The organism is Streptomyces sp. C (assembly GCF_000158895.1).
In the GTDB taxonomy this organism is placed as follows: Bacteria; Actinomycetota; Actinomycetes; order Streptomycetales; family Streptomycetaceae; genus Streptomyces; species Streptomyces racemochromogenes.
The window spans coordinates 1876033-1899254 of record NZ_GG657750.1; the positions used below are offsets into that span (position 1 = coordinate 1876033).

At 71.8% G+C, this 23222-nt stretch carries 21 protein-coding genes; 8 read left to right on the forward strand and 13 right to left on the reverse strand.

Going from position 1 to position 23222, the window contains the following annotated elements:
- Positions 1 to 29: 29 nt before the first annotated feature.
- Both fabI and fabG read right to left on the reverse strand, forming a co-directional pair.
- A complete protein-coding gene (fabI, locus tag SSNG_RS08255) occupies positions 30 to 800 on the reverse strand; it encodes an enoyl-ACP reductase FabI (RefSeq protein ID WP_007263356.1) in 771 nt (256 codons plus the stop codon).
- A gap of 5 nt (positions 801 to 805) precedes the next feature.
- Positions 806 to 1525, reverse strand: coding sequence for a 3-oxoacyl-[acyl-carrier-protein] reductase (fabG, locus tag SSNG_RS08260; RefSeq protein ID WP_007263357.1), 720 nt, complete (start codon positions 1523 to 1525; stop codon positions 806 to 808).
- Between the two features lie 184 nt (positions 1526 to 1709).
- Between fabG and SSNG_RS08265 the strand changes: the two genes are divergently transcribed.
- The 3 genes from SSNG_RS08265 to tyrS are packed head-to-tail and all read left to right on the forward strand — an operon-like array spanning position 1710 to position 5948.
- Positions 1710 to 3233: a TldD/PmbA family protein gene (locus SSNG_RS08265; RefSeq protein WP_007263358.1), complete on the forward strand. Its 1524-nt coding sequence runs from the start codon at positions 1710 to 1712 to the stop codon at positions 3231 to 3233.
- Complete coding sequence (locus tag SSNG_RS08270; RefSeq protein ID WP_042800742.1) at positions 3233 to 4627, forward strand: TldD/PmbA family protein; 1395 nt, start codon at positions 3233 to 3235, stop codon at positions 4625 to 4627. Before SSNG_RS08265 ends, SSNG_RS08270 begins: the two co-directional genes overlap by 1 nt.
- Positions 4628 to 4679: 52 nt before the next feature.
- Positions 4680 to 5948: a tyrosine--tRNA ligase gene (gene tyrS, locus SSNG_RS08275; RefSeq protein ID WP_007263360.1), complete on the forward strand. Its 1269-nt coding sequence runs from the start codon at positions 4680 to 4682 to the stop codon at positions 5946 to 5948.
- 29 nt (positions 5949 to 5977) lie between these two features.
- Here tyrS and SSNG_RS08280 read toward each other — a convergent pair whose 3' ends face one another.
- Positions 5978 to 6256 (reverse strand): GlsB/YeaQ/YmgE family stress response membrane protein, encoded by a 279-nt coding sequence (locus SSNG_RS08280; protein ID WP_007263361.1) that lies wholly within the window; start codon positions 6254 to 6256, stop codon positions 5978 to 5980.
- 179 nt (positions 6257 to 6435) lie between these two features.
- Here SSNG_RS08280 and SSNG_RS08285 point away from each other — a divergent pair, with 179 nt between their 5' ends.
- Complete coding sequence (locus SSNG_RS08285; RefSeq protein WP_042803107.1) at positions 6436 to 6768, forward strand: DUF3099 domain-containing protein; 333 nt, start codon at positions 6436 to 6438, stop codon at positions 6766 to 6768.
- A gap of 138 nt (positions 6769 to 6906) precedes the next feature.
- Complete coding sequence (locus SSNG_RS08290; protein WP_007263363.1) at positions 6907 to 7143, forward strand: hypothetical protein; 237 nt, start codon at positions 6907 to 6909, stop codon at positions 7141 to 7143.
- Positions 7144 to 7156: 13 nt separating this feature from the next.
- On the opposite strand, the gene moaA is transcribed toward SSNG_RS08290, so the two are convergent.
- The 3 genes from moaA to SSNG_RS08305 all read right to left on the reverse strand — a co-directional run bounded on the left by moaA (position 7157) and on the right by SSNG_RS08305 (position 10332).
- Positions 7157 to 8146 carry a GTP 3',8-cyclase MoaA gene (moaA, locus tag SSNG_RS08295; RefSeq protein WP_007263364.1) on the reverse strand — a complete coding sequence of 330 codons (990 nt, stop codon included), beginning with the start codon at positions 8144 to 8146 and terminating at the stop codon, positions 7157 to 7159.
- 186 nt (positions 8147 to 8332) lie between these two features.
- The gene (locus tag SSNG_RS08300; RefSeq protein ID WP_007263365.1) at positions 8333 to 9970 is read right to left on the reverse strand and encodes a cation acetate symporter; all 1638 of its coding nucleotides are present in this window, start codon (positions 9968 to 9970) and stop codon (positions 8333 to 8335) included.
- Complete coding sequence (locus SSNG_RS08305) at positions 9967 to 10332, reverse strand: DUF485 domain-containing protein (RefSeq protein ID WP_007263366.1); 366 nt, start codon at positions 10330 to 10332, stop codon at positions 9967 to 9969. Before SSNG_RS08305 ends, SSNG_RS08300 begins: the two co-directional genes overlap by 4 nt.
- Before the next feature lie 257 nt (positions 10333 to 10589).
- On the opposite strand from SSNG_RS08305, the gene SSNG_RS08310 reads away from it, so the two are divergent.
- On the forward strand, positions 10590 to 12134 hold the full coding sequence (locus tag SSNG_RS08310; RefSeq protein ID WP_007263367.1) for a S8 family serine peptidase: 1545 nt from the start codon (positions 10590 to 10592) through the stop codon (positions 12132 to 12134).
- Between the two features lie 85 nt (positions 12135 to 12219).
- Here the strand turns inward: SSNG_RS08310 and SSNG_RS08315 are convergent, their stop codons facing one another.
- The 3 genes from SSNG_RS08315 to SSNG_RS08325 are packed head-to-tail and all read right to left on the reverse strand — an operon-like array spanning position 12220 to position 14880.
- Entirely contained in the window at positions 12220 to 13263 is a 1044-nt protein-coding gene (locus SSNG_RS08315; protein ID WP_007263368.1) for a zinc-dependent alcohol dehydrogenase family protein, read from the reverse strand.
- 28 nt (positions 13264 to 13291) lie between these two features.
- Positions 13292 to 13945 carry a lysoplasmalogenase gene (locus tag SSNG_RS08320; RefSeq protein ID WP_042803109.1) on the reverse strand — a complete coding sequence of 218 codons (654 nt, stop codon included), beginning with the start codon at positions 13943 to 13945 and terminating at the stop codon, positions 13292 to 13294.
- A gap of 32 nt (positions 13946 to 13977) precedes the next feature.
- Positions 13978 to 14880: a sterol desaturase family protein gene (locus tag SSNG_RS08325; RefSeq protein WP_007263370.1), complete on the reverse strand. Its 903-nt coding sequence runs from the start codon at positions 14878 to 14880 to the stop codon at positions 13978 to 13980.
- Positions 14881 to 14993: 113 nt separating this feature from the next.
- On the opposite strand from SSNG_RS08325, the gene SSNG_RS44780 reads away from it, so the two are divergent.
- Entirely contained in the window at positions 14994 to 18101 is a 3108-nt protein-coding gene (locus tag SSNG_RS44780; RefSeq protein WP_050779577.1) for an NACHT domain-containing protein, read from the forward strand.
- A 59-nt stretch (positions 18102 to 18160) separates the two neighbouring features.
- Here the strand turns inward: SSNG_RS44780 and SSNG_RS08335 are convergent, their stop codons facing one another.
- The 4 genes from SSNG_RS08335 to SSNG_RS08350 are packed head-to-tail and all read right to left on the reverse strand — an operon-like array spanning position 18161 to position 22364.
- The gene (locus tag SSNG_RS08335; RefSeq protein ID WP_007263372.1) at positions 18161 to 19381 is read right to left on the reverse strand and encodes an amidohydrolase family protein; all 1221 of its coding nucleotides are present in this window, start codon (positions 19379 to 19381) and stop codon (positions 18161 to 18163) included.
- Entirely contained in the window at positions 19378 to 20670 is a 1293-nt protein-coding gene (locus SSNG_RS08340; RefSeq protein ID WP_007263373.1) for an amidohydrolase family protein, read from the reverse strand. The genes SSNG_RS08335 and SSNG_RS08340 overlap by 4 nt, the downstream gene beginning before the upstream one ends.
- 10 nt (positions 20671 to 20680) lie before the next feature.
- Entirely contained in the window at positions 20681 to 21565 is an 885-nt protein-coding gene (locus tag SSNG_RS08345; RefSeq protein WP_007263374.1) for an SDR family NAD(P)-dependent oxidoreductase, read from the reverse strand.
- Position 21566: 1 nt separating this feature from the next.
- The gene (locus SSNG_RS08350) at positions 21567 to 22364 is read right to left on the reverse strand and encodes an acetoacetate decarboxylase family protein (protein ID WP_007263375.1); all 798 of its coding nucleotides are present in this window, start codon (positions 22362 to 22364) and stop codon (positions 21567 to 21569) included.
- A gap of 140 nt (positions 22365 to 22504) precedes the next feature.
- On the opposite strand from SSNG_RS08350, the gene SSNG_RS08355 reads away from it, so the two are divergent.
- Positions 22505 to 23155, forward strand: coding sequence for a TetR family transcriptional regulator (locus SSNG_RS08355; RefSeq protein ID WP_007263376.1), 651 nt, complete (start codon positions 22505 to 22507; stop codon positions 23153 to 23155).
- Positions 23156 to 23222: the final 67 nt, after the last annotated feature.

Consider the following 23222-nt stretch of genomic DNA (forward strand, 5'->3'; position numbering starts at 1 on the left):
TCGCCGCGGTACGGGGGGTGGTCCCGGGATCAGGCACCCATCGCGTGCAGGCCGCCGTCCACGTGGACGATCTCGCCGGTGGTCTTCGGGAACCAGTCCGACAGCAGCGCGACCACACCGCGGCCCGTCGGCTCCGGGTCGCTCATGTCCCACTCCAGCATGGAGCGGTGGTTCCAGGTGTCGGCCAGGTCGGAGAAGCCCGGGATGGACTTCGCGGCCATCGAGCCGAGCGGGCCGGCCGAGACCAGGTTGCAGCGGATGTTCTCCTTGCCCAGGTCGCGGGCCAGGTAACGGCTGGTGGCCTCCAGGGCGGCCTTGGCCGGGCCCATCCAGTCGTACTGCGGCCAGGCGAACTGCGCGTCGAAGGTGAGGCCGACGACGGCCGCGCCCTCCGCCGGGAAGAGCGGCTTGCAGGCCATCGTCAGCGACTTCAGCGAGAACGCCGAGACGTGCATGGCGGTGGCGACCGACTCGAACGGGGTGTTCAGGAAGTTGCCGCCGAGGGCGTCCTGCGGGGCGAAGCCGATGGAGTGCACGACGCCGTCGAGGCCGCCGAGCTCGTCACGGACGAGGCCCTCCAGGCGGGCGAGGTGCTCGTCGTTGGTGACGTCGAGCTCGATCACCTTGACCGGCTTGGGCAGCTTCTTGGCGATGCGCTCGGTCAGCGAGGGCCGCGGCCACGCGGTGAGGATGACCTCGGCGCCCTGCTCCTGGGCCAGCCGGGCGGTGTGGAAAGCGATGGAGGACTCCATCAGCACACCCGTGATGAGGATGCGCTTGCCCTCGAGAATTCCGCTCATGGTGATCAGTGACCCATGCCCAATCCGCCGTCAACGGGAATGACGGCTCCGGTGATGTACGCGGCGTCGTCGGACGCCAGGAAGCTGACGGCTGCCGCGATCTCCTCGGGCTGCGCGTAGCGGGCGAGCGGCACGTTCGCCACGATGCCCGCACGCTGCTCGTCGGTGAGCACCTTCGTCATGTCGGTGTCCACGAAGCCGGGGGCGACCACGTTGAAGGTGATGTTGCGGGAGCCCAGCTCGCGGGCGAGCGAGCGGGCGAAGCCCACCAGCGCGGCCTTGGAGGCGGCGTAGTTGGCCTGGCCGGCGGAGCCCAGCAGGCCCACGACCGAGGAGATCAGGACGACGCGGCCCTTCTTGGCGCGGAGCATGCCGCGGTTCGCGCGCTTGACCACGCGGAAGGTGCCGGTGAGGTTGGTGTCGACGACGGACGCGAAGTCCTCCTCCGACATGCGCATCAGCAGCGTGTCCTTGGTGACGCCGGCGTTGGCGACCAGCACCTCGACGTTGCCGTGCTTCTCCTCGATCTCCTTGTAGGCCTGCTCCACCTGCTCGGAGTCGGTGATGTCACAGCGCACCGCCAGCACACCGAGGGAGGTGAGCTCCTGCGGGGGCTCGCCCGAACGGTACGTGATGGCGACCTTGTCGCCGGCCTCTGCGAAGGCTCGGGCGATGGCGAGGCCGATGCCCCGGTTTCCTCCGGTGACGAGAACCGAGCGGCTCAACGGATCACCCTTTCGCTAGCGGTCTGATGTGCAAAAACCTATAGGCCGCGCCGGGCATCCGGAGAATCGGGCTCCGACAGGGCCTCGCGATCCGCTCTGTCGAGTCCCTACAGAAAGATGTAGGCACAGCCGCCCCGGGCGCGACATGATCGGGGCGACCGGCCCCGACCCCGGGAGGACTTCCGTGGCCCATTCCATCGACGCGGCTTTCACCGCGCTGCCCCTGCGGGCGCTCGCCGACGCGGCACTCGCCCGGGCCCGCGCGCTGGGCGCCGACCATGCCGACTTCCGGCTGGAGCGGATCCGCAGCGCCTCCTGGCGGCTGCGCGACGCCAAGCCCTCCGGCGGCTCCGACACCACCGACCTCGGTTACGCGGTCCGGGTGGTGCACGGCGGCAGCTGGGGCTTCGCCTCCGGCGTCGACCTGACCATGGACGGCGCCGCCAGGGTGGCCTCGCAGGCCGTGGCCATGGCGAAGCTGTCCGCCCAGGTGATCAAGGCGGCCGGCTCGGACGAGAGGGTGGAGCTGGCCGAGGAGCCGGTGCACGCCGACAAGACCTGGATCTCCGCCTACGACGTCAACCCCTTCGAGGTGCCGGACGCCGAGAAGTCGGCGCTGCTCGCCGACTGGAGCGCGCGGCTGCTGGCGGCCGAGGGCGTGGCGCACGTGGACGCCTCGCTGCTCGCCGTCCACGAGAACAAGTTCTACGCCGACACCGCGGGCACCTCGACCACGCAGCAGCGGGTCCGGATCCACCCCCAGCTCACGGCGGTCGCCGTCAACGGGACCACCGGCGAGTTCGACTCGATGCGCACGATCGCCCCGCCCGCCGGGCGCGGCTGGGAGTACCTGACCGGCACCGGCTGGGACTGGGACGCCGAGCTGGAGCAGATCCCGGCCCTGCTCGCCGAGAAGATGCGGGCCCCGAGCGTGGAGGCCGGGCGGTACGACCTGGTCGTGGACCCGTCCAACCTGTGGCTCACCATCCACGAGTCCATCGGCCACGCCACCGAGCTCGACCGGGCGCTGGGCTACGAGGCCGCGTACGCCGGGACCTCCTTCGCCACCTTCGACCAGCTGGGCAAGCTCAAGTACGGCTCCTCGATCATGAACGTGACCGGTGACCGCACCGCCGAGCACGGTCTGGCCACCATCGGCTACGACGACGAGGGCGTCGAGGCGCAGAGCTGGGACCTGGTCAAGGACGGCACCCTGGCCGGTTACCAGACCGACCGGCGGATCGCCCGGCTGACCGGGCTCGGCCGCTCCAACGGCTGCGCGTACGCCGACTCCCCCGGGCACGTGCCCGTGCAGCGGATGGCGAACGTCTCGCTCCAGCCGGATCCGGGCGGGCTCTCCACGGAGGACCTGATCGGCGGGGTGGAGCGCGGGATCTACGTGGTCGGCGACCGGTCCTGGTCGATCGACATGCAGCGCTACAACTTCCAGTTCACCGGGCAGCGCTTCTTCCGGATCGAGAACGGCAAGCTGGCCGGACAGCTGCGCGACGTCGCGTACCAGGCCACGACCACCGAGTTCTGGGGCTCCATGGAGAAGGTCGGCGGCCCGCAGACCTACGTCCTGGGCGGCGCCTTCAACTGCGGCAAGGCCCAACCGGGGCAGGTCGCGGCGGTCTCGCACGGCTGCCCGTCGGCCCTGTTCCGCGACGTGAACATCTTGAACACCACCCAGGAGGCCGGACGCTGATGTCGCCGAACCGCACGAAGCCCCACGAAATCGTCGAGCGGGCCCTGGAGCTGTCCACCGCCGACGGCTGCGTCGTCATCGCGGACGAGGAGTCCAGCGCCAACCTGCGCTGGGCCGGGAACGCGCTCACCACCAACGGGGTGACCCGCGGCCGGACCCTGACCGTCATCGCCACCGTCGACGGCAAGGAGGGCACGGCCTCGGGGGTCGTCTCGCGCTCCGCCGTCACCGCCGCCGACCTGGAGCCGCTGGTCCGGGCCGCCGAGGCCGCCGCGCGGACGGGCGGTCCCGCCGAGGACGCCCAGCCGCTGGTGACCGGCACCCCGGCCTCCCCGGACTTCACCGACGCGCCGGACGAGACCTCCTCGGCCGTGTTCGCGGACTTCGCCCCGGCCCTCGGCGAGGCCTTCGCCCGGGCCCGGGCGGGCGGCCGCGAGCTGTACGGCTTCGCCAACCACGAGCTGACCTCGACGTACGTCGGCACCTCGACGGGGCTGCGGCTTCGCCACGACCAGCCGAACGGCACCCTGGAGCTCAACGCCAAGTCCCCCGACCGGCTGCGCTCGGCCTGGGCCGGCCGGGCCACCCGGGACTTCAAGGACGTGGACCCGACGGCCCTGGACGCGGAGCTGGCCGTGCGCCTGGGCTGGGCGGAGCGGAAGGTCGAACTGCCGGCGGGCCGGTACGAGACCCTGCTGCCGCCGACCGCGGTGGCCGACCTGCTGATCTACCAGATGTGGTCGGCGGCGGCCCGGGACGCGGCGGAGGGCCGGACGGTCTTCTCCAGGCCCGGCGGCGGCACCCGGATCGGGGAGCGGCTGTCACGGCTGCCGCTGACCCTGCGCAGCGACCCGAACGCGCCGGGCCTGGAGTCCTCGCCGTTCGTGATCGCGCACAGCTCGGGCGACGACGCGTCGGTCTTCGACAACGGCCTTCCGGTCCCGGCGACGGAGTGGATCAAGGAGGGGGAGCTGGCCCGGCTGACCACGACCCGGCACAGCGCCGCGCTGACCGGGCTGCCGCTGTCCCCGGCGTTCGGGAACCTGATCCTGGACGGGGGCGGCGAGAAGTCCCTGGACGAGATGGTCGCGGGCACCGAGCGGGGTCTGCTGCTGACCTGCCTCTGGTACATCCGCGAGGTGGACCCGGCCACGCTGCTGCTCACCGGCCTGACCCGGGACGGGGTCTACCTGGTGGAGAACGGGCAGGTCACGGGCGAGGTGAACAACTTCCGGTTCAACGAGTCGCCGGTGGACCTGCTGTCGCGGGCCTCGGAGGCGGGGCGTACCGAGAAGACCCTTCCGCGGGAGTGGGGCGACTGGTTCACGCGGGCCGCGATGCCGCCTGTCCGCATCCCGGACTTCAACATGAGTTCGGTCAGCAAGGGCGTCTGATCCACCTAGACTGAGCTCGGCATTTCCACAATTCGTAAGGAGTCGAGAGACCGTGACGGACATCGTCGACGAACTGAAGTGGCGCGGGCTGTTCGCCCAGTCCACGGACGAAGAAGCGCTGCGCAAGGCCTTCGCGGACGGTCCCGTCACGTTCTATTGCGGCTTCGACCCGACCGCGGCCTCCCTGCACGTGGGGCACCTGGTGCAGGTGCTCACCGTGCGCCGGCTCCAGCAGGCCGGGCACCGGCCGCTGGCGCTGGTCGGCGGGGCCACCGGCCAGATCGGTGACCCGCGTCCGACGGCGGAGCGCACCCTGAACGACCCGGAGACGGTCGCGAACTGGGTGAACCGGCTGCGCACGCAGATCGAGCCGTTCCTGTCCTTCGAGGGCGAGAACGCGGCGGTCATGGTGAACAACCTGGACTGGACGGCGGGGCTGTCCGCCATCGAGTTCCTGCGGGACATCGGCAAGCACTTCCGCGTCAACAAGATGCTGACGAAGGACTCGGTCGCCAAGCGGCTGGACTCCGAGCAGGGCATCAGCTACACGGAGTTCAGCTACCAGCTGCTCCAGGGCATGGACTTCCTGGAGCTGTACCGCCGCTACGGCTGCACCCTCCAGCAGGGCGGCTCCGACCAGTGGGGCAACCTGACGGCGGGCCTCGACCTGATCCACCGGGTCGAGCCGGCGGCGCACGTGCACGCGATGGCGACCCCGCTGATGGTCAAGGCCGACGGCACCAAGTTCGGCAAGTCCGAGAGCGGTGCCGTCTGGCTGGACCCGGAGATGACCACCCCGTACGCGTTCTACCAGTTCTGGCTGAACGTGGACGACCGGGACATCTCCACCTACATGCGGATCCTGTCCTTCAGGTCCCGTGAGGAGCTTGAGGAGCTGGAGGCGCAGACCGCGGAGCGTCCGCAGATGCGGGCCGCCCAGCGGGCGCTGGCGGAGGAGCTGACCACGCTGGTGCACGGCGCGGACCAGTGCGCCGCCGTGATCGCCGCGTCGAAGGCGCTGTTCGGCCAGGGCGAGCTGGCGGAGCTGGACGAGGCCACGCTGGCCGCGGCCCTCTCCGAGCTGCCGCACGCCCGCGTCACCGAGCTGGCGCAGGTCGTGGACCTGTTCGCGGAGACCGGCCTGGTCGCCAGCAAGTCCGCGGGCCGCCGGACGGTGAAGGAGGGCGGCGCCTACGTGAACAACGTGAAGGTGACCGCCGAGGACGCGGTCCCCGCACCGGAGGACCTGCTGCACGGGCGCTGGCTGGTGCTGCGCCGCGGCAAGAAGAACCTGGCCGCGGTGGAGGTCACCGGCGCCTGACGCGTACGGAGCACGGCGGAGGGGCCGGGTCAGACCGTGTGGCGTCTGCCGCCCCGCAGGGCCATGTAGACCATGTCGCCGAGGCCGACGATGACCACGGCCCCGATGAGCTGGAACAGGTGCCGGAGCCAGTCGATGCCCTTCGTGTCCTCGACGCCGACCCAGCGCGAGACGGCGTTGCCGAGGATGGCGCCGACGATGCCGAAGAGGGTGGTCAGCCACAGCGGCTGGTGTTGCCTGCCCGGCAGGATGGCCCGGGCTATGAGGCCCAGCACGAAACCGACGATGATCGCCCACAACCATTGCATGTCGAGCCTCCTCGTGGCGCGTTGTGCGCATGTGGGCCCAGTCTCGACCCATCCGGCGTACGACGCATTTCGGACACTCCCGTTCGGGGGACACCCCCTCTGCTCGCCCCGGGGCGGGCGGCGTACCGTGGAGTGGTCCGGACCGGGGAGTGTCCGGCGGGCGGATCGGGCGGTGGAGCATGCAGCGGACGAAGCGGAACGGACCCGAGGTCTTCCGGATCACGGGGGCCCGGATGGGTCTCGCCGAGGACGTACGGGGGCGCCAGCGCCGGTACGTCATCTCGATGGGGATCCGGACCCTGTCGGTGGTCGCCACGGTGGTCCTGTGGAACGTGGAGCGCCATGTGGCCGTCGTGACGCTGGCCGCCGGCCTGCTGCTGCCGTACATCGCCGTCGTCATCGCCAACGCGGGGCGCGAGTCGACGCCCAATCTGCCGTCGAACTTCATCCCGGCCCCTGTGCGCCCGGCACTGGACGCGGGAAACCTCAATAAAAGCTCAGATCAATCATGAAGTTCCGGTGCACCCCACGGGGTCGTGCGTGACATACTGCCTACGCGCTCCGCATCCCCCGTCGGAGCGACGGACCGACGCCGGGCAGCTCCCCCCGTGGCTGCCCGGCGTCGCCCTTCCGTTTGTAGGGTTGGGGCCGTGACTTCTCCCGAAACCCCCACCTGTTCCGCCAAGGGCTGCCGCGACGCGGCCGTCTGGGTCCTGGCGTGGAACAACCCGAAACTGCACACGCCGGAGCGGCGCAAGACCTGGCTGGCGTGCGCGGAACACCGCGAACACCTCTCCCAGTTCCTGGGGGTCCGCGGCTTCCTCAAGGACGTCGTGAAGCTGGACGAGTGGGTCCAGCCCGAGGGCTCCGAGCGCGAACGCCCGTAGCCGGCCCGGGGTGTCAGCCGCCGATCGCCGACATGGGGCGGTCGGGCTGGAGGAAGGACGGGTCGTCGAGTCCGGACCCGGCCTTCTTGCCCCACATCGCCACCTTCCACAGGCGGGCGATCTCCTCGTCCGGGGCGCCCGAGCGCAGCGCGGAGCGCAGGTCCGACTCCTCGGTGGCGAACAGGCACGTACGCACCTGGCCGTCGGCCGTGAGCCGGGTGCGGTCGCAGGCTCCGCAGAAGGGGCGGGTGACGGAGGCGATGACGCCGACGGTGGCCGGGCCGCCGTCGACGACCCAGCGCTCGGCCGGGGCCGAGCCGCGCTCCTCGGCGCCTTCCTCCGTGAGGGTGAAGCGGGTGCGCAGGGAGGCCAGGATGTCCCCGGCGGTGATCATGCCCTCGCGCTTCCAGCCGTGCTGGGCGTCCAGGGGCATCTGCTCGATGAAGCGGAGTTCGTACTCGTTCTCCACGGCCCAGGCGAGCAGGTCGGGCGCCTCGTCGTCGTTCAGTCCCGGCATCAGGACGGCGTTGACCTTGACGGGGGTCAGGCCGGCCTCGCGGGCGGCGGCCATGCCGTCGATCACGTCGTGGTGGCGGTCGCGGCGGGTGAGGGTCTTGAAGACCTCGGGCCTCAGGGTGTCGAGGGAAACGTTCACCCTGTCCAGGCCGGCGGCCTTGAGGGCCTGGGCGGTGCGCTTGAGGCCGATGCCGTTGGTGGTCAGCGACATCTTGGGGCGGGGTTCCAGGGCCGCGCACTGCTCCACGATGCCGACCAGGCCGGGCCGCAGCAGCGGCTCCCCGCCGGTGAAGCGGACCTCGGTGATGCCGAGGCTGGTCACGGCGATGCGGATCAGCCGGACGATCTCCTCGTCACTCAGCAGATCGGACTTTCCCAGCCACTGCAGGCCCTCCTCGGGCATGCAGTAGGTACACCGCAGGTTGCACCGGTCGGTGAGTGAGACGCGCAGGTCAGTGGCCACGCGGCCGTACGTGTCGAGAAGCACTGTGGGCCCCCTCCCCTGTCCGGATCTAGAGGTTTCGTCAGTTCGAGCGTACGCGACCTGTGTGTCAGGGAGGGATGCCCGAATGAACGATACGTAACGCGGCCGCGTCGTAGGGAAGTACGACGCGGCCACGCACGGTGTTCGTACGGTTCCGGGGAGCCCCCGCAGGGGGCATCCGGTCAGCCGTCAGTGGGCTCCGGTGCCGGTGAGGGAGCGTACCTCCAGCTCGGCGAACTTCTGCGGGTCGGCCTCTTCCTTGGACAGGACCGTTCCCAGCCACCCCAGGAGGAAGCCGAGGGGGATGGAGATGATCCCCGGGTTCTCCAGCGGGAACCAGTAGAAGTCGGCGTCCTTGAACATCGAGGTGGGCTTGCCGGAGACGACGGGCGAGAAGAGGACGAGGCCGACCGCCGCGATCAGCCCGCCGTAGATCGACCACAGCGCGCCCCGGGTGGTGAAGCGCTTCCAGAAGAGGCTGTAGAGGATCGTCGGGAGGTTCGCGGAGGCGGCGACCGCGAAGGCGAGGGCGACCAGGCCCGCCACGTTCATGTCGCGGGCGAGGGCCCCGAGGAAGATGGCGACGGCGCCGATGACCACGGTGGACCAGCGGGCGGCGCGCACCTCCTCCTTCTCGGTGGCCTGTCCCTTGCGGATGACGTTCACGTAGATGTCGTGCGCGAAGGAAGATGAGGAGGCCAGGGTCAGGCCCGCGACCACGGCGAGGATGGTGGCGAAGGCGACCGCGGAGATCACCGCGAGCAGGACGGCGCCGCCGGTGGAGTCGGGGCCGCCGCCGATCTCCTGGGCGAGGAGCGGTGCGGCGGTGTTGCCGGCCTTGTTGGAGGCCAGGATGTCGGCCCGCTTGAGCAGGGCCGCGGCGCCGAAGCCGAGGGCGATGGTCATCAGGTAGAAGGCGCCGATGATGCCGATGGCCCAGTTCACGGACTTGCGGGCGGCCTTGGCCGTGGGGACGGTGTAGAAGCGGATCAGAATGTGCGGCAGGCCGGCGGTGCCGAGGACCAGGGCGAGGCCGAGGGAGATGAAGTCGAGCTTGGTGAGCCCGTCCTTGCCGTACTTGAGCCCGGGCTCCAGGAACTTGGTGCCCTGGCCGCTGTTCTCCGCGGCCTGGCCCAGCAGGGCGGAGACGTTGAAGTCGAACTTCAGCAGCACCAGGAAGGTGATCAGCAGGGCGCCCGCGATGAGCAGGACGGCCTTGACCATCTGGACCCAGGTGGTGCCCTTCATCCCGCCGACGGTGACGTAGACGATCATCAGCAGGCCGACCAGGGCGACGACGGCGACCTTGCCGCCGTCGCTGGTGATGCCGAGGAGCAGCGAGACGAGTACGCCGGCGCCGGCCATCTGGGCGAGCAGGTAGAAGATCGAGACCACGATGGTGGAGGTGCCGGCGGCGGTGCGGACGGGCCGCTGGCGCATCCGGTAGGCGAGGACGTCGCCCATCGTGTAGCGGCCGGAGTTGCGCAGCGGCTCGGCGACCAGCAGCAGGGCCACCAGCCAGGCGACGAGGAAGCCGATGGAGTAGAGGAAGCCGTCGTAGCCGAAGAGGGCGATGGCTCCGGCGATGCCGAGGAAGGACGCGGCGGACATGTAGTCGCCGGAGATGGCCAGGCCGTTCTGGAAGCCGGTGAACTGGCGGCCGCCGGCGTAGAAGTCGGCGGCGTCCTTGGTCTGGCGGCCGGCCCAGACGGTGATGACGAGGGTGGCGACGACGAACAGCCCGAAGAGGGTGATGATCAGCGGGCGGTGCTCGCTCGCCCCGGCGGCGGACGTCAGGCCGGGGAGGGTGTGCGCGCTCGGGGTCATGCTCCGGCCTCCATGCGCTTCTTGATGGCCTCGGCCTTGGGGTCGAGCTTGGCGGCGGCGTGCCGCGAGTAGAGCCAGGCGATCAGGAAGGTCGTCAGGAACTGGGCGATGCCGAGGACCAGGGCGACGTTGATGTTGCCGAAGAGCTTGGTCCCCATGAAGCCGCCCGCGTAGCTGGACAGCAGGACGTAGAGCAGGTACCAGGCGATGAAGGCCACGGTGAGCGGGAAGGCGAAGGACCGGTAGGAGCCGCGCAGTTCGGCGAATTCGGGGCTCTGCTGGACGCGCGTGAACTCTTCGGCCGACGGGAGTGCCGGGGCCGGTCCCGCGCCGCCCGGCGGCGGCGCTGCTTCGGTGGTCACGGGGGGTTCTCCTTGTGACGCGGGTGCGGTGGGGACGACGGACAAAACAACCTCCGTGTGGGGGGACGGTGGTGCTGATCCCCCCTGTCAACGGCACGGCCGGCGTGTCGGGACGGTTCAACACCCGCTGATTCTTTGAGAACTTCTTTCTCGAACTGATGGCGCAAACAGGAACGTCAGCGCTAGGTTCGCGTGTCATGAACCCGTCCGACGCGACCGCGTGCGGACGGCTTTTTCGCGGATGATGTGGAGAACCCATGGCTCATCTGGGACACGGCCGCCGGCGGACTCTCGCCGTACCGGTCGGCCTGGCGCTCACTGCCTCGCTCGCCTTCCTGCCCTCGGTGGCCGCCTCGGCCACCCCGCTGGGCAACACGGCGGACTCGGTGACGGCCGCGAAGCCCGCCGCCACCGGCCCGAAGCTGTCCTACGTGGCGAACCTGAACGTGTACGCCACGGCGACGGCGGCGAAGAAGGCCGTCGAGCGGGCCGGTGGGACGGTCGTGGTCGCCCACGAGCAGATCGGGGTCATCGTCGCGCACTCCGAGAACCCGGACTTCGCCAAGCAGCTGCGGGCGCAGCGCGGCCTCTTCGCGTCGGTCGGCGCCACCCGTACGACCGCCCTGAAGGCGGTGCAGACCACCGAGGAGGGCACGACCCAGACGCTGAGCGCGGCCGACGCCGCGAAGGCGGCGGAGCAGGCCGAGCCGGGCCAGGAACCCCTGGAGTCCAACCAGTGGGACCTGCGGGCTATCAAGGCCGACGCGGCGCACAAGATCAACGATGGCAGCCCCGACGTCACCGTGGGCGTCATCGACACGGGTGTCGACGACACTCACCCCGACTTGGCCCCCAACTTCTCCAAGGAGCAGTCGGCCAACTGTGTCGGCGGCGTCGCCGACACCACCGACGGGGCGTGGCGCCCGTACCCCAACGGCAGCGACCACGGCACCCACGTCGCCGGCACCATAGCCGCCGCCCGCAACGGGATCGGCGTCAGCGGTGTCGCGCCGGGCGCGAAGGTCGCCGGCATCAAGGTGAGCGAGCCCGGGACCAGCCTCTTCTACACCGAGGCGGTCGTCTGCGGCTTCATGTTCGCCGCCGAGAAGGGGATCGAGGTGACCAACAACAGCTACTACGTCGACCCGTGGAACTACACCTGCAAGAACGACGACGACCAGAAGGCGCTGGTGGAGGCCCTCACCCGGGCCACCAAGTACGCCGAGCGCAAGGGCGTCCTCAGCGTGGCCTCGGCCGGCAACTCCAACCACGACCTGGCGGCGGACTCGATCGAGGACACCACCAGCCCGAACGACAGCACCCCGGTGCCGCGCACCATCGACCCGAAGGTCTGCCTGGACCTGCCCACCCAGCTGCCGGGCGTGGTCACGGTGAGCGCGACGGGCGACAAGGGCCTCAAGTCGTACTACTCCAGCTACGGCCTGGGCGTCGTCGACGTCGCGGCCCCCGGCGGGGACAAGTGGCAGGTCCCGGCCACCCCGGACGCCAACGGCCGCGTGCTGTCGACCGTCCCGGGCGGCGGCTACGGCTACAAGCAGGGCACCTCGATGGCCAGCCCGCACGTCGCGGGCGTCGCGGCGCTCCTCAAGAGCGCCCACCCGAACGCCACGCCCTCGCAGCTCCAGGCCATGCTGAAGGCCCAGGCCACGAAGGTCGCCTGCCCGGAGAAGATCTACGACGCCACCGGCAAGCTGGTCAACGCCACCACCTGCACCGCCAAGTGGGGCCAGACGGCGTACTACGGCTCGGGCGTGGTGGACGCGCTCAAGGCCGTCCAGTAGCGGCGACGGCCAGTCCGGACGCGTGAACGCGTGAGGGCCGGGCGGGGTGCTCCCCCGTCCGGCCCTCGCGCGTGCGCCGCCCGGGTCAGGGCTTGATCAGGACCTTCAGCGCGCTGCGGTCGTCCATCGCCCGGTAGCCGTCCGGGACCTCGTCCAGGGAGACGGCGCGGTCGAAGACGGGGGCCGGGTCGATCGCGCCGCTCAGCACGTCCTCCAGCAGCTCGGGGATGTAGGCCCGGACCGGGGCCACGCCACCGCGCAGGGTGATGTTCCGGTCGAACATCACGCCGAGGTCGAGGCCGGTGCCGCTGCCGTGCGGGACGCCCACGTAGCCGATGGCGCCGCCGTCGCGGGTGATGTTCACGGCGGTCCGCATGGACTGCTCGGTGCCGACCGCCTCTATGACGGCGTGCGCGCCCTGGCCGCGGGTCAGCTCGCGGACGGCGGCCTCGGCGGCCTCCCCGCGCTCGGCGACCACGTCGGTGGCCCCGAACAGCTTGGCGATGTCCGTACGGGCGCTGTGCCGGCCGAGCGCGATGATCCGCTCGGCGCCGAGCCGCTTGGCCGCGAGGACGCCGCACAGCCCGACCGCGCCGTCGCCGACGACGGCGACGGTGGAGCCCGCGCGGACGCCCGCGCCCAGGGCGGCGTGGTGGCCGGTGCCCATGACGTCGGACAGCGCGAGCAGCCCGGTCAGCAGGTGGTCGTCGGAGGCGGCCGCGGCGGGCAGCTTCACCAGGGTGCCGTCGGCGTGCGGGACCCGGACGGCCTCGCCCTGGCCGCCGTCGAAGCCGACCGAGCCCCAGAAGCCGCCGTGCACGCAGGAGGTGTACAGGCCCTCGGAGCAGTAGTCGCAGGTGCCGTCGGACCACATGAAGGGGGCCACGACCAGGTCCCCGGCCTTCAGGCCGGAGACGGCGGAGCCGGTCTCCTCGACGACGCCGAGGAACTCGTGCCCGATCCGCTGGCCGGGCTGACGCGCGGCCTCGCCGCGGTAGGCCCACAGGTCGCTGCCGCAGATGCAGGCGCGCAGGACGCGGACGACGGCGTCCTCGGGGCGCTGGATCGCAGCGTCGGGCACCTCCTCCACGCGGATGTCGTGCGGGGCGTGGATGACGGTGGCGCGCATGGTGGTGCAGCCCTCCGGATGAAGTCGTTCAGTCTTGTATGACTTCCCTACCGTACGCCTGCCCGCGAGTGATCGCGCCCGTGGCCAGCAGGTACTGGGCCGCGAGGTAGGTGGCCATGATCCAGAAGTCGGGTCGCGGCAGCTGGGGCCATTCGGCGACCCCGGTCGCGATGAGGGTGTCGGAGAGCAGGAACAGCGCCCCGCCGGCGCCCGCCGCGCGCCCCAGGGCGCTGGAGCGGTAGGCCATGGCGGTGAGCAGCAGGCTGTACCCGGCGACGGGGATCCGCAGGCCGGCCGGCAGGTCGGGCCACAGCAGCGCGACGGTCCCGACGAGCGCGAGGGCGTACGCGCCCCCGAGCGCGGGGCTCGTCCGCCCCCGCCCGAACAGGACCAGATAGCAGACGTGCCCGGCGGCGAAGGAGCCCATGCCGACGAGGAAGGCGGGCTCGGCGTCGAAGAGCAGCGCGAGGTCCCCGCCCCAGCCGAAGAGCAGGGCGGCGACCAGCAGCCGGGGCGCGCGGAGGGTCAGTACGTACGCCACCAGCAGCGGCATCAGCAGCGGCTTGGCGAGGACGTGCCCCAGGTGCCAGCCGGCCAGCAGCGAGCCGAGGTCGGCGGCGGCGGCCGCGGCGAAGCCGGCGAGCAGCACGCGCCCGGTCCGCCCGGCGGCCGCGGGCCGCACGGCCCACGAGGGCGTACGGGTCCCCGCGGCGCTCACGCGGCGCGCTCCGGCGCCGACGCCGCGGGGGTGGCGGCGGCCGCGGCCCGCGCGGCTTCGGCGCGCTGGGCTGCGGGCTGCCAGCCCGGCCCCCGGAACACCCGCCCGGCGCGCTCGCGCCAGCTGTGGGCGGCGCGTACGTCGCGGGCGATGGCGGCGTACTCGTGCGTGGCGACGCGCAGCGGGTTGTGGGTGCCGATGTTCTTGGTCAGCCCGTAGACGGGCCGCTCCGTCTCCCCCACCCAGGAGCCGAACATCCGGTCCCAGACGATCAGGATCCCGCCGAAGTTGCGGTCCAGGTAGCCGCCTTGGGAGGCGTGGTGGACGCGGTGGTGGGAGGGGGTGTTGAACACGTACTCGTAGGGCCGCGGGAGCTTGCCGATCCGCTCGGTGTGCACCCAGAACTGGTAGAGCAGGTTGATGCCGTAGCAGAAGGGGATCGCGGCCGGGTGCACGCCGAGGGCGACCATCGGCAGGTAGAACCACCAGGTGGTCGCGCTGGTCCAGGGCTGGCGCAGGGCGGTGGTGAGGTTGAACCTGCGGCTGCTGTGGTGGACGACGTGGCAGGCCCACAGGATCCGGATGACGTGGTGGAGCCGGTGCTGCCAGTAGTAGAGGAAGTCCTGGACGAGCAGCATCAGCAGGGCGGTCCACCACAGGAACGGCACCCGCAGCGGGGTGAGTTCGTAGACGGCGGTGAAGACCGCGACGACCGGGATCTTCCAGAGCAGGTCGAAGCCGATGCTGCCGATCCCCATGGTGACGCTGGTCACCGCGTCCTTGGTGTCGTACCCGGCGGCGTCCTCGTCGGGATGGATCCGGTAGCTGACCACCTCGATGACGGTGAGCAGCACGAAGGCGGGTATGGACCACAGCACGACATCGGGCAGGTTCGGCATGACCGCACCATAGAGGCGCTTTCGGGGGTGCCGCTAGAGGTTGTTACCGATCGGTATCCGACGAAGTTACCGCCGGTACCCGGGATACTTGGCGACCGGATCGGGGAGGTCCTGTGACGGGTGTGGAAAGCGTTCTCTTACGGGTGGCGGGCACCGCCGCGAGCGCCGTGGTCAAGTCCTTCCTGGCGCGGTCCCCCGGCGCGGGCCTGGCCCCCGCCCCGGTCCCGCCCGGCCGTCGCTGGTTCAAGCCCCCGGCGGAACTGCGCGACCCGGAGGTCCGCCGGCTCACCGAGACGCTGGCCGGACGGCTCGACGCGGCCTCGGCCGCGCTGCCCGAGAACGAGCGGCTGGCCGCGGTGGACGCGGTCGGCGACGCCTTCGCCGCCCTGGGCGCCCTGGACATGGACGACCTGCTCGCCCTGGACCTCTCGCCCGAGGCCCTCGCGGACCGCGTCCTGGCCCACACCCCGCCGGCGGGCCTCGGCGACGCCGCGCAGGCCCTGTACCGGGAACTGGTCGCCCAGAGCTGCAGACACGCGGTGGAGCACATGACGAGCCTGCCGGCCTTCGCCCCGCGGGTCGCGGTCGACCTCGTGCGGCGCACCGGCGACCTGGCCCGGGCGGTGGACGACCTCAAGAAGCAGGACGCGGACGGCACCGCCCACGCCTTCGAGCAGCGGTACGCCGCCTACATCGCCGACACCCACGGACGGCTCCAGCTCTTCGGCATCACCCTCAGCCGCTCCCCGCAGGAATGGCCGCTGGACGTGGCCTACATAAGCCTCGCGGTGAGCGGGGAGCAGCTGCTCCCCGGGAACCCCGCCTCCCACCGCACGGTCCGCAGGGCGGACGACGCGCTGGCCTCCGCCGAACGCACGCTGCTGCGCGGCCCCGCGGGTTCCGGCAAGAGCACCCTCGTGCAGTGGCTGGCCGTCAACGCCGCCCGGCGCTCCTTCAGCGGCGCCCTCGCCCCGTGGAACGCCTGTGTGCCGTTCGTCCTGCGGCTGCGTTCCTTCACCACCACCGAACGCCTGCCGCTCCCGGCGGAGTTCCTGCCCGAGTCCGGGGTTCCGCTGACCCCTCCGCCGGGCTGGGTCGAGGGCGTCATGAGCGAGGGACGCGCCCTGGTCCTGGTCGACGGGGTGGACGAGGTACCGCTGCGCCTGCGGGGGCGCACGCAGATGTGGCTGCGCCGCCTGATCTCCGCCTTCCCCAACGCCCGGTACGTGGTGACCACCCGCCCCTCGGCGGTTCCCGAGGACTGGCTCGCGGGACAGTCCTTCACGGCCCACTCCCTGCTGCCCATGGAACGGGAGGACGTCGGCTCCTTCATCGGGCACTGGCACGCCGCCGCGCGCGCCGAGTGCTCCGACGAAGCCCAGCGGGCGACGGTCGACCAGTACGAGGCCTCGCTGCGGGTGGCGGTCAGCACCCGCCGTGATCTGGGCAAGCTCGCCGCCAACCCGCTGATGTGCGCCCTGCTCTGCGCGCTCAACCGGGACCGACGCATGCAGCTGCCCCGGGCCCGCAAGGAGCTGTACGACGCCGCGCTGGAGATGCTGCTCGTACGGCGGGACGCCGAGCGGGAGATCACCGACGTGGAAGGGGTCCGGCTCACCCGTGACGAGCAGACCGTGCTGCTCCAGCGGCTGGCGTACTGGCTCATCCGCAACGGGCAGGCCGAGGCCGACTGCGACGAGGTCGTGGAACTGGTGGAGGAGTGGCTGGACTCCATGGCGCAGGTCCGGTCGCAGGGCACCGCGGTCGAGGTCTTCAACCACCTGCTGATCCGCAGCGGGCTGCTGCGCGAACCCGTCCCGGGCACGGTCCACTTCGTGCACCGGACCTTCCAGGACTACCTCGGCGCGAAGGCCGCGGTCGAGGCCCGCGACCTGGGCGTGCTGGTGGGCAACGCCCACGACGACACCTGGGACGACGTGGTGCGCATGGCCGTGGGGCACGCGCGTCCCGACGAGCGCGCCACGCTGCTGCGCCGGATCCTGGCCAGGGCGGACAAGGTGAAGAAGTACCGGGGCCGGCTGGTCCTGCTGGCCGCCGCCTGCCTGGAACACGCGCCGGAACTCGACCCGGCGGTACGCCACGAGGTCGAGCGCCGCACGGCCGAACTCCTGCCTCCGCGCACCCCCGCACAGGCCGAGGAGCTGGCGAAGGCGGGGCCGCTGGTGCTGGAGCTGCTGACGGAGCCGCTGTTCCTGGAGGAGGACGCGGCGGCGGCCACGGTGCGGACGGCCACGCTGATCGGCGGGGACCAGGCGGTGGAGCTGCTGGCACGGTTCCGCCCCGACGACCGGTACAAGGTGCGGTGGGAGCTGGCGGACGGCTGGGACCGCTTCGAGCAGGTGGAGGAGTACGCGGACGCCGTGCTGGCGCGCACCCGGCTGGACGACGTCCAGGTGTGGGCGCGCACCCCGGCGCAGCTCGCGGTGCTCCCCCGGCTGTCCGGGCTCCGGCGGATCGCCCTGTCCGGGGGCGGGGGTCTGCCGCCGCAGGTGAGGGGCCTGAGGCAGCTGGAGAACCTCGTGCTCCTCCAGAGTTCCCTGACGGACCTGGCTTCCCTCTCGGTGTTCGAGGAACTGAAGTACCTGGGCCTGTACGACTGCCGGCGGATCGCGTTCCTCGACCCGCTGACCGCGCTGCGGTCCCTGGAGAGCCTCACCCTCGTCAACGCCTCGGAGCGGCTGGGCCTCGCCCCGCTGGCCCGCATGGAGGCGCTGGCGTACCTGTTCCTGAACTACCCGGTGCCCGGCGTCGACCGGGTCTCCGACCTGCCCGCGCCCGAGGGGCTCAGGCACCTGCACCTGCACCCGCGGGCCTCGCACCTGGCCCTGGACGGCATCGACCGCTGGCCGGGGCTGAGCTGGCTGACCTTCTCCGGCCCCGCGCGGACGGCCGATTTCCTGGCCCTGCCCGATCCGTCCGCCCTCAAGGGGCTGCAGGTCATCGACGCGGAGGTCGGCCCCGAGGTGCTGCTGCGCTGTCCCGGGCTGGAGATGCTGGCCCTGAGCGACTGCACCGTCCCGCAGGGGCTGTCCGCGCTGCTGGACCTCCCGGAGCTGACCCGGCTGACCCTCCTGAACGGGGGCGAGTACGACCTCTCGCCCCTGGCCCGGGCGCCCGGAATCGGTGTCCGCGTGGGAGCGGGCGTCCGGGTGCTCGGGGCCGACGCGCTCTCCCCCGGGCAGGTCACCCACCTCGCCTGACCCGCCGGGGCGGCCCGGGTCCCCCACGGACCGGGGCCGCCCCGGCGGGAGCCGGAGGGCTACCAGACGCGGACCGACGCCCCCCGGGCGAAGGCCGGGCTGGTGGCCTCCGGCGGGATCCGGGTCAGGGGCTCGGCGATCTCCGAGACCAGCGGGCCGTGCTTCGCCGCGAGCGCGTCCAGCAGGGCCAGGTCGAAGCCGTACACGCGGGCCGCGTTGCCGCCGACCATCGCGGCGACCTCCTCCCTCGGCAGGCCCGCGTACGCGATCCGCAGGCCTTCGCGGGAGAAGGGGGTGGTGCCCTCGTCGTGGGGGAAGTCGCTGCCCCACATGATCTTGTCCAGGCCGATCCGCTCCCGCAGCGGGACCTCGTGCGGGCGCATGAAGCTGGCGCCCACGAAGCAGTTGTCCCGCCAGACCTCGCTCGGCCCCCGGCCCATGGACTCGGCCAGCCCCGCGCCGAACTTCGCCTCGGCGGTGGAGGACGCCGCGACCAGGCGGCCGTGGTAGTAGTCCAGCATCTCCAGCACGCCCGGGATCCAGCCGGAGCCCTGCTCCGTCAGGACCAGCTTGAGGTCCGGGTGGCGGCGGAAGGCGCCGCCGAAGATCAGGTGCCACAGGGCGCGGTGCGAGAACCAGGTGGTCTCCACCATGAAGACGGCCCGGGCGGCCGGTTCGTCGCCGAGCGGCGGCGACGCCGAACCGCCGTGGTGGTTGACCGGGACGTCCAGCTCCGCGCACACCGCCCAGATCGGGTCGTAGGCGGCCGAGTACAGCTCGGGGACGGGTGAGCCGGGCGGGACACCGGGCAGCAGGACCCCGCCGGTCAGGCCGTCCTCGCGGGTGCGGCGGATCTCGGCGACGGCCGCGTCCACGTCGTTGAGGAGGATCTGGGCGACGCCCGCCCGCCGCCCCGGGGCGTCCGCGCAGAAGTCGGCCAGCCACCGGTTGTGCGCCTGGAGGCCGGCCCACCTCAGCTCGTACTCCTCGGGCGTCGGCGGCTGGGCCATCAGCGAGGCCTTGGGGAAGAACGGCGGGATGGTGTTCGGGAAGATCACCTCCGCCACGATCCCGTCCGCTTCGAGTTCGGCCAGGCGCCGGGCCGAGTTCCAGTTGAGGTCGGCCGAGTCGGCGAGGAGGTCCTCGTACGGGTTGACGTACGTGGCGGCCCAGGCGTCGAAGGCCTCGTGGTGGCGCTTGGCCAGGTACGGCCTGTAGTCGAGCAGGTCGGCGCCCGCGTGGCAGTCCGCCGAGATCACCGTGTAGCGGTCCTCCGTCATGACGAGACCCCCGTCACCGGGAAGTCCTCGCCCGTGAGCCAGTGCCGGCCCACCTCGCGGGAGCGGGCCCAGGAGGCCTCCACCGCCGCCTGGTCGGGGCTCTGGCCCAGCTCGGCCGGGGTGGGGCCGATGCGGCGGGCGACCGGGGCGAGGGCGTCCGTGTCGAAGCCGAAGACCTCGGCGGCGGCCAGGCCGAGCATCCGGCGGGTCTCGGAGACCGGGATGTCGTGGAAGGTGTTCCTCAGCCAGTTGCGGGTGTCGGGCCAGGTGCCCTCGGGGTGCGGGAAGTCCGAGCCCCACAGGATGTTGTCCACGCCGATCTCGTAGCGCTGTGCCAGCTCCCGCCGCTTGGTGTTGGTCGCGCAGACGAACACCTGCCGGTCCAGGTACTCGCTCGGCGGGCGCTTCAGCTCCGAGAAGGGCGAGAGCTTCTTGCCGCCGTGGGCGCCGAGGTAGAGGCGGTCCATGAACCACAGGAGGTTCGGCAGCCACCAGCAGCCCGACTCGGCCACGCCGAACTTCAGGCCGGGGTGGCGTTCGAAGACCCCGGACCAGAGCAGGAACCACAGCGGGCGGGCCGGCCACCAGGTGACCTCGGAGACGTAGATGCCCAGGTGGTCTCCGTACTCCTGGCGTGGAGCGGCGCCCGAGTGGGTGACGATCGGCATCCCCGTCTCGGCGGCGGCCGCCCACACGGGGTCGTAGCGGCGGTCGTGGTAGGGCTCCCGGTCCACCCACATGGAGGGGATCATCAGGGCGCCGAGGCCGGACTCCTTGGCCCGGTGGACCTCCGCGACCACCTTGGCCGGCTCGCCGGTGATGGGCAGCAGGGCGACACCGCAGTGCCGCTCGGGGTTGCGCCCGACGAACTCGGCCAGCCAGCGGTTGTGGGCCTGGGCGCCCGCCATGCCGAGCTCGGGGTCCTGGTCGCCGGACAGGCCCAGGCCCACCCCGAAGGGGGCGGCGGTCTGGCTGTCGACGGCGTCCGCGTCGGGGAAGACGACCTCGGCGGCCACTCCGTCGCCGTCGAGTTCCTTGAGCCGCTGGGTGCTGTCCCAGCCCCCCTTGAGGCCTTCCTCGTGGTCGTGGAACCACTTCTGCGCGAAGGCCTCGTTGCGCACGCCGAGCCGGGTGGCCTCCTCGCGGCGGGCGTCGCGCTGGCCGAGGAACTCGTCGAACTGGCGGTGGAAGCGGGAGTCGAGATAGGGGCGGTACTGCTCGGTGGGCAGCCCCGCGTGGCAGTCGGAGGAGATGATCAGGTACGGGTCTTCGTACGTCTCGTCAGGCACGGCGGTCCCCTCAGTCGAGGATGAAGCTCTCCAGGTAGGCGGGGTTGGCGCGGTCGAGCATGGACTGCGACCGGGCACGGATCTGGCGGTCGCTGTGCTCGCTCGCCGGCAGCATCCAGAAGCGGTCGGCGCGGATGCCGTCGACGACGTGCTCGGCGACCTCCTCGACCGGGGTGAAGCGCACCTCGTGCCCGGCCTCCTTCATGGCGGCCTCGTACTGGTCGAGGCTGCGGTACGGGGACCTGCGCGGCCGCTCCTTCGCGAAGCGCTCGGGCCGGTTGCGGTGGGACTCCCACAGGCCGGTGCGCAGCATGTGCGGTCCGGGGAAGAGGACGGACGCGCCGACGGACGCGCCCTCGGCCTTGAGGTGGGCGTAGAGGGACTCGGTCATGGTGACCACGGCCGCCTTGGTGACGGCGTACACGGAGGCGGTGGGCAGGGGGGCGATGCCGCCGTCGCCGGAGGAGGTGTTGACGACGTGGCCCGGGGCGCCGGAGGCGATCATGCGGGGGACGAAGGCCTGGATGCCGTGGAAGACGCCCCAGACGTTGACGGAGAAGGCCCACTTCCAGTCGTTGGGCTCGTGTTCCCACATGCGGCCCTCGGCGCCGGATCCTACGCCCGCGTTGTTGCAGAGGACGTGGACGGCGCCGAAGGTCTCGTAGGCGGCGTCGGCGAGGGCCGTGACGGAGTCGCGTTCGCTGACGTCGACGAGCCGGGCGAGGACCTCGGCGCCGTCGGCGGCGAGTTCGCCGGCGGCCTTGCGCAGGGCGGCCTCCTCCACGTCGGCGAGGACCACCCTGAGTCCCTCGGCGGCGAAGCGGCGGGCCATGGCGAGCCCGATGCCGCTCGCGGCACCGGTGACGACGGCGACCTGTCCGGGTTCGAGCCTCATGTCACACGCTCCCCTCGGGCGGGCCGTCGAGGATCTGGAGGGGGTCGTCGTAGCGCTGGTGCAGGTACGGGAGCAGGGCCTGGGCGCTGACCCGCTCGACGACCCGGCCCTTCTGGTCGGTGGTCTTCTCGCCGATGGTGAGTTCCACGAGGCGGCGTACGGGGAGGTCGGCGACGGGGTCGTACATCGACTCGCGCAGTACGACGTCACCGGTGAGGTGCTCCAGTTTGCGGACCTTCTCGTTGCGCGTGCAGTGCACGAGGACCGGGTCGCCGTCCAGGCCGGAGCCGTCGACCGCGGGGAGGAACTTGAAGTAGAAGTCGGTCTTCACCGTCGGCTCGGGCAGCGGCAGCTCCCGGTCCACGGCGCCGCGCACCTCGACGAAGGCGATCCCGTGCCGGGCGAGGGCGGCCCGTACGACCAGCCCCTCGCGCTCGACGGTGACCTCGCCCAGCTTCTTCGGCTCGCCGAACACCTCGCGGCCGCCGGTCAGGGCGCGCTCGTGGGTCATCGGCATGACCAGCGGGTACCAGCCCTCGACCCCGCCGTGCCGGGCGGCCACGGCCACCGAGCCGGCGCCGAGGAGGTAGCCGGGCAGGTCGACCTTGCTGATGTTGGCCCGTACGAGGGGCCGTTCGGCGGGCTTGAGCGGCGGCGGCAGGACCGCCGCCACCACGTCGGGGTCGGTCTCCCAGACGGCGACCACGCCCGTGGACCAGATGTCGGGGAGCTTGGCGCTCTTCTCGCGCGACGCCGCGATCTCGGCCTCGGTCCGCGCTCCGTACCGTATGCGTGCCATGTCTCGCACCACCCTTCCGAGGGTCCCCCCGGCGGGGGCCGGGGGTGGTTCTGTAACACAGTTACACCGCCGCCGATGAAGGGTAAAGACCCCTGCACGGACCGAAACTGACACTGCGACAGATTGGCGGACCCGGGCCCATGGCGAGAAGCGCACTGACCCGCGAGGAGGTGCTGGAGGCCGCCGCGGCCCTGGTCAGGCGGCACGGTCCGGCGGGCCTGACCATGCGCGGGCTCGCCGCCGAGCTGGGCACCGCGGTGACCTCGATCTACTGGCACGTCGGCAACCGCGAGCGGCTGCTCGACGCCCTCGTGGAGCGGACCGTCCAGGAGATGGGCGCCGTCCGGCCCGCCGGCCGCACCCCGGCCGAGCGGATCGTCTCGGTGGCCCGGACCCTCCGGCGCGAGATCCGGGCGCGCCCGCACCTGATCGCGATGGTCCACGAGCGCGGGCTCACCGAGCGGATGTTCCTGCCCGCACAGCGCGCGCTGGTCGACGAGGTGCACGCCGCCGGGCTGCGCGGGGCGCGGGCCGCCGACGCCGTGCGCGCCGTGCAGTTCCAGATCGTCGGTTTCCTGCTCGTCGAGCGCAACCGCGAGCGCTCCCCCGCCCAGTCGCCGGGCGAGGGCGAGCTCTGGGACCCGCAGGCCGCCCCCGGCGACCCGGCGCTCGCCCGCGCCCTGGCCCGTCCGGCGGACCCGGAGCGGCTGTTCCTGCTGTCGGTACGGGCGCTGGCGGGCGCACTGCTCGCCGAGCCGGAACACGACGGCGGGTCGGGGGCGGGGCCCTGACCGGGCCGGAGGGCGGCTCGGGCTGAGGGGGCATCGGGCCACGGGTGTCAGTCCGTGCCGATATCCT

Coding starts and splice junctions, on each gene's coding strand:
- fabI (WP_007263356.1), bottom strand. CDS start 800: ATGAGCGGAATTCTCGAGGGCAAGCGCATCCTCATCACGGGTGTGCTG.
- SSNG_RS08270 (WP_042800742.1), top strand. CDS start 3,233: ATGTCGCCGAACCGCACGAAGCCCCACGAAATCGTCGAGCGGGCCCTG.
- SSNG_RS08280 (WP_007263361.1), bottom strand. CDS start 6,256: ATGCAATGGTTGTGGGCGATCATCGTCGGTTTCGTGCTGGGCCTCATA.
- SSNG_RS08285 (WP_042803107.1), top strand. CDS start 6,436: ATGCAGCGGACGAAGCGGAACGGACCCGAGGTCTTCCGGATCACGGGG.
- SSNG_RS08300 (WP_007263365.1), bottom strand. CDS start 9,970: ATGACCCCGAGCGCGCACACCCTCCCCGGCCTGACGTCCGCCGCCGGG.
- SSNG_RS08310 (WP_007263367.1), top strand. CDS start 10,590: ATGGCTCATCTGGGACACGGCCGCCGGCGGACTCTCGCCGTACCGGTC.
- SSNG_RS08315 (WP_007263368.1), bottom strand. CDS start 13,263: ATGCGCGCCACCGTCATCCACGCCCCGCACGACATCCGCGTGGAGGAG.
- SSNG_RS08325 (WP_007263370.1), bottom strand. CDS start 14,880: ATGCCGAACCTGCCCGATGTCGTGCTGTGGTCCATACCCGCCTTCGTG.
- SSNG_RS08335 (WP_007263372.1), bottom strand. CDS start 19,381: ATGACGGAGGACCGCTACACGGTGATCTCGGCGGACTGCCACGCGGGC.
- SSNG_RS08345 (WP_007263374.1), bottom strand. CDS start 21,565: ATGAGGCTCGAACCCGGACAGGTCGCCGTCGTCACCGGTGCCGCGAGC.
- SSNG_RS08350 (WP_007263375.1), bottom strand. CDS start 22,364: ATGGCACGCATACGGTACGGAGCGCGGACCGAGGCCGAGATCGCGGCG.
- SSNG_RS08355 (WP_007263376.1), top strand. CDS start 22,505: ATGGCGAGAAGCGCACTGACCCGCGAGGAGGTGCTGGAGGCCGCCGCG.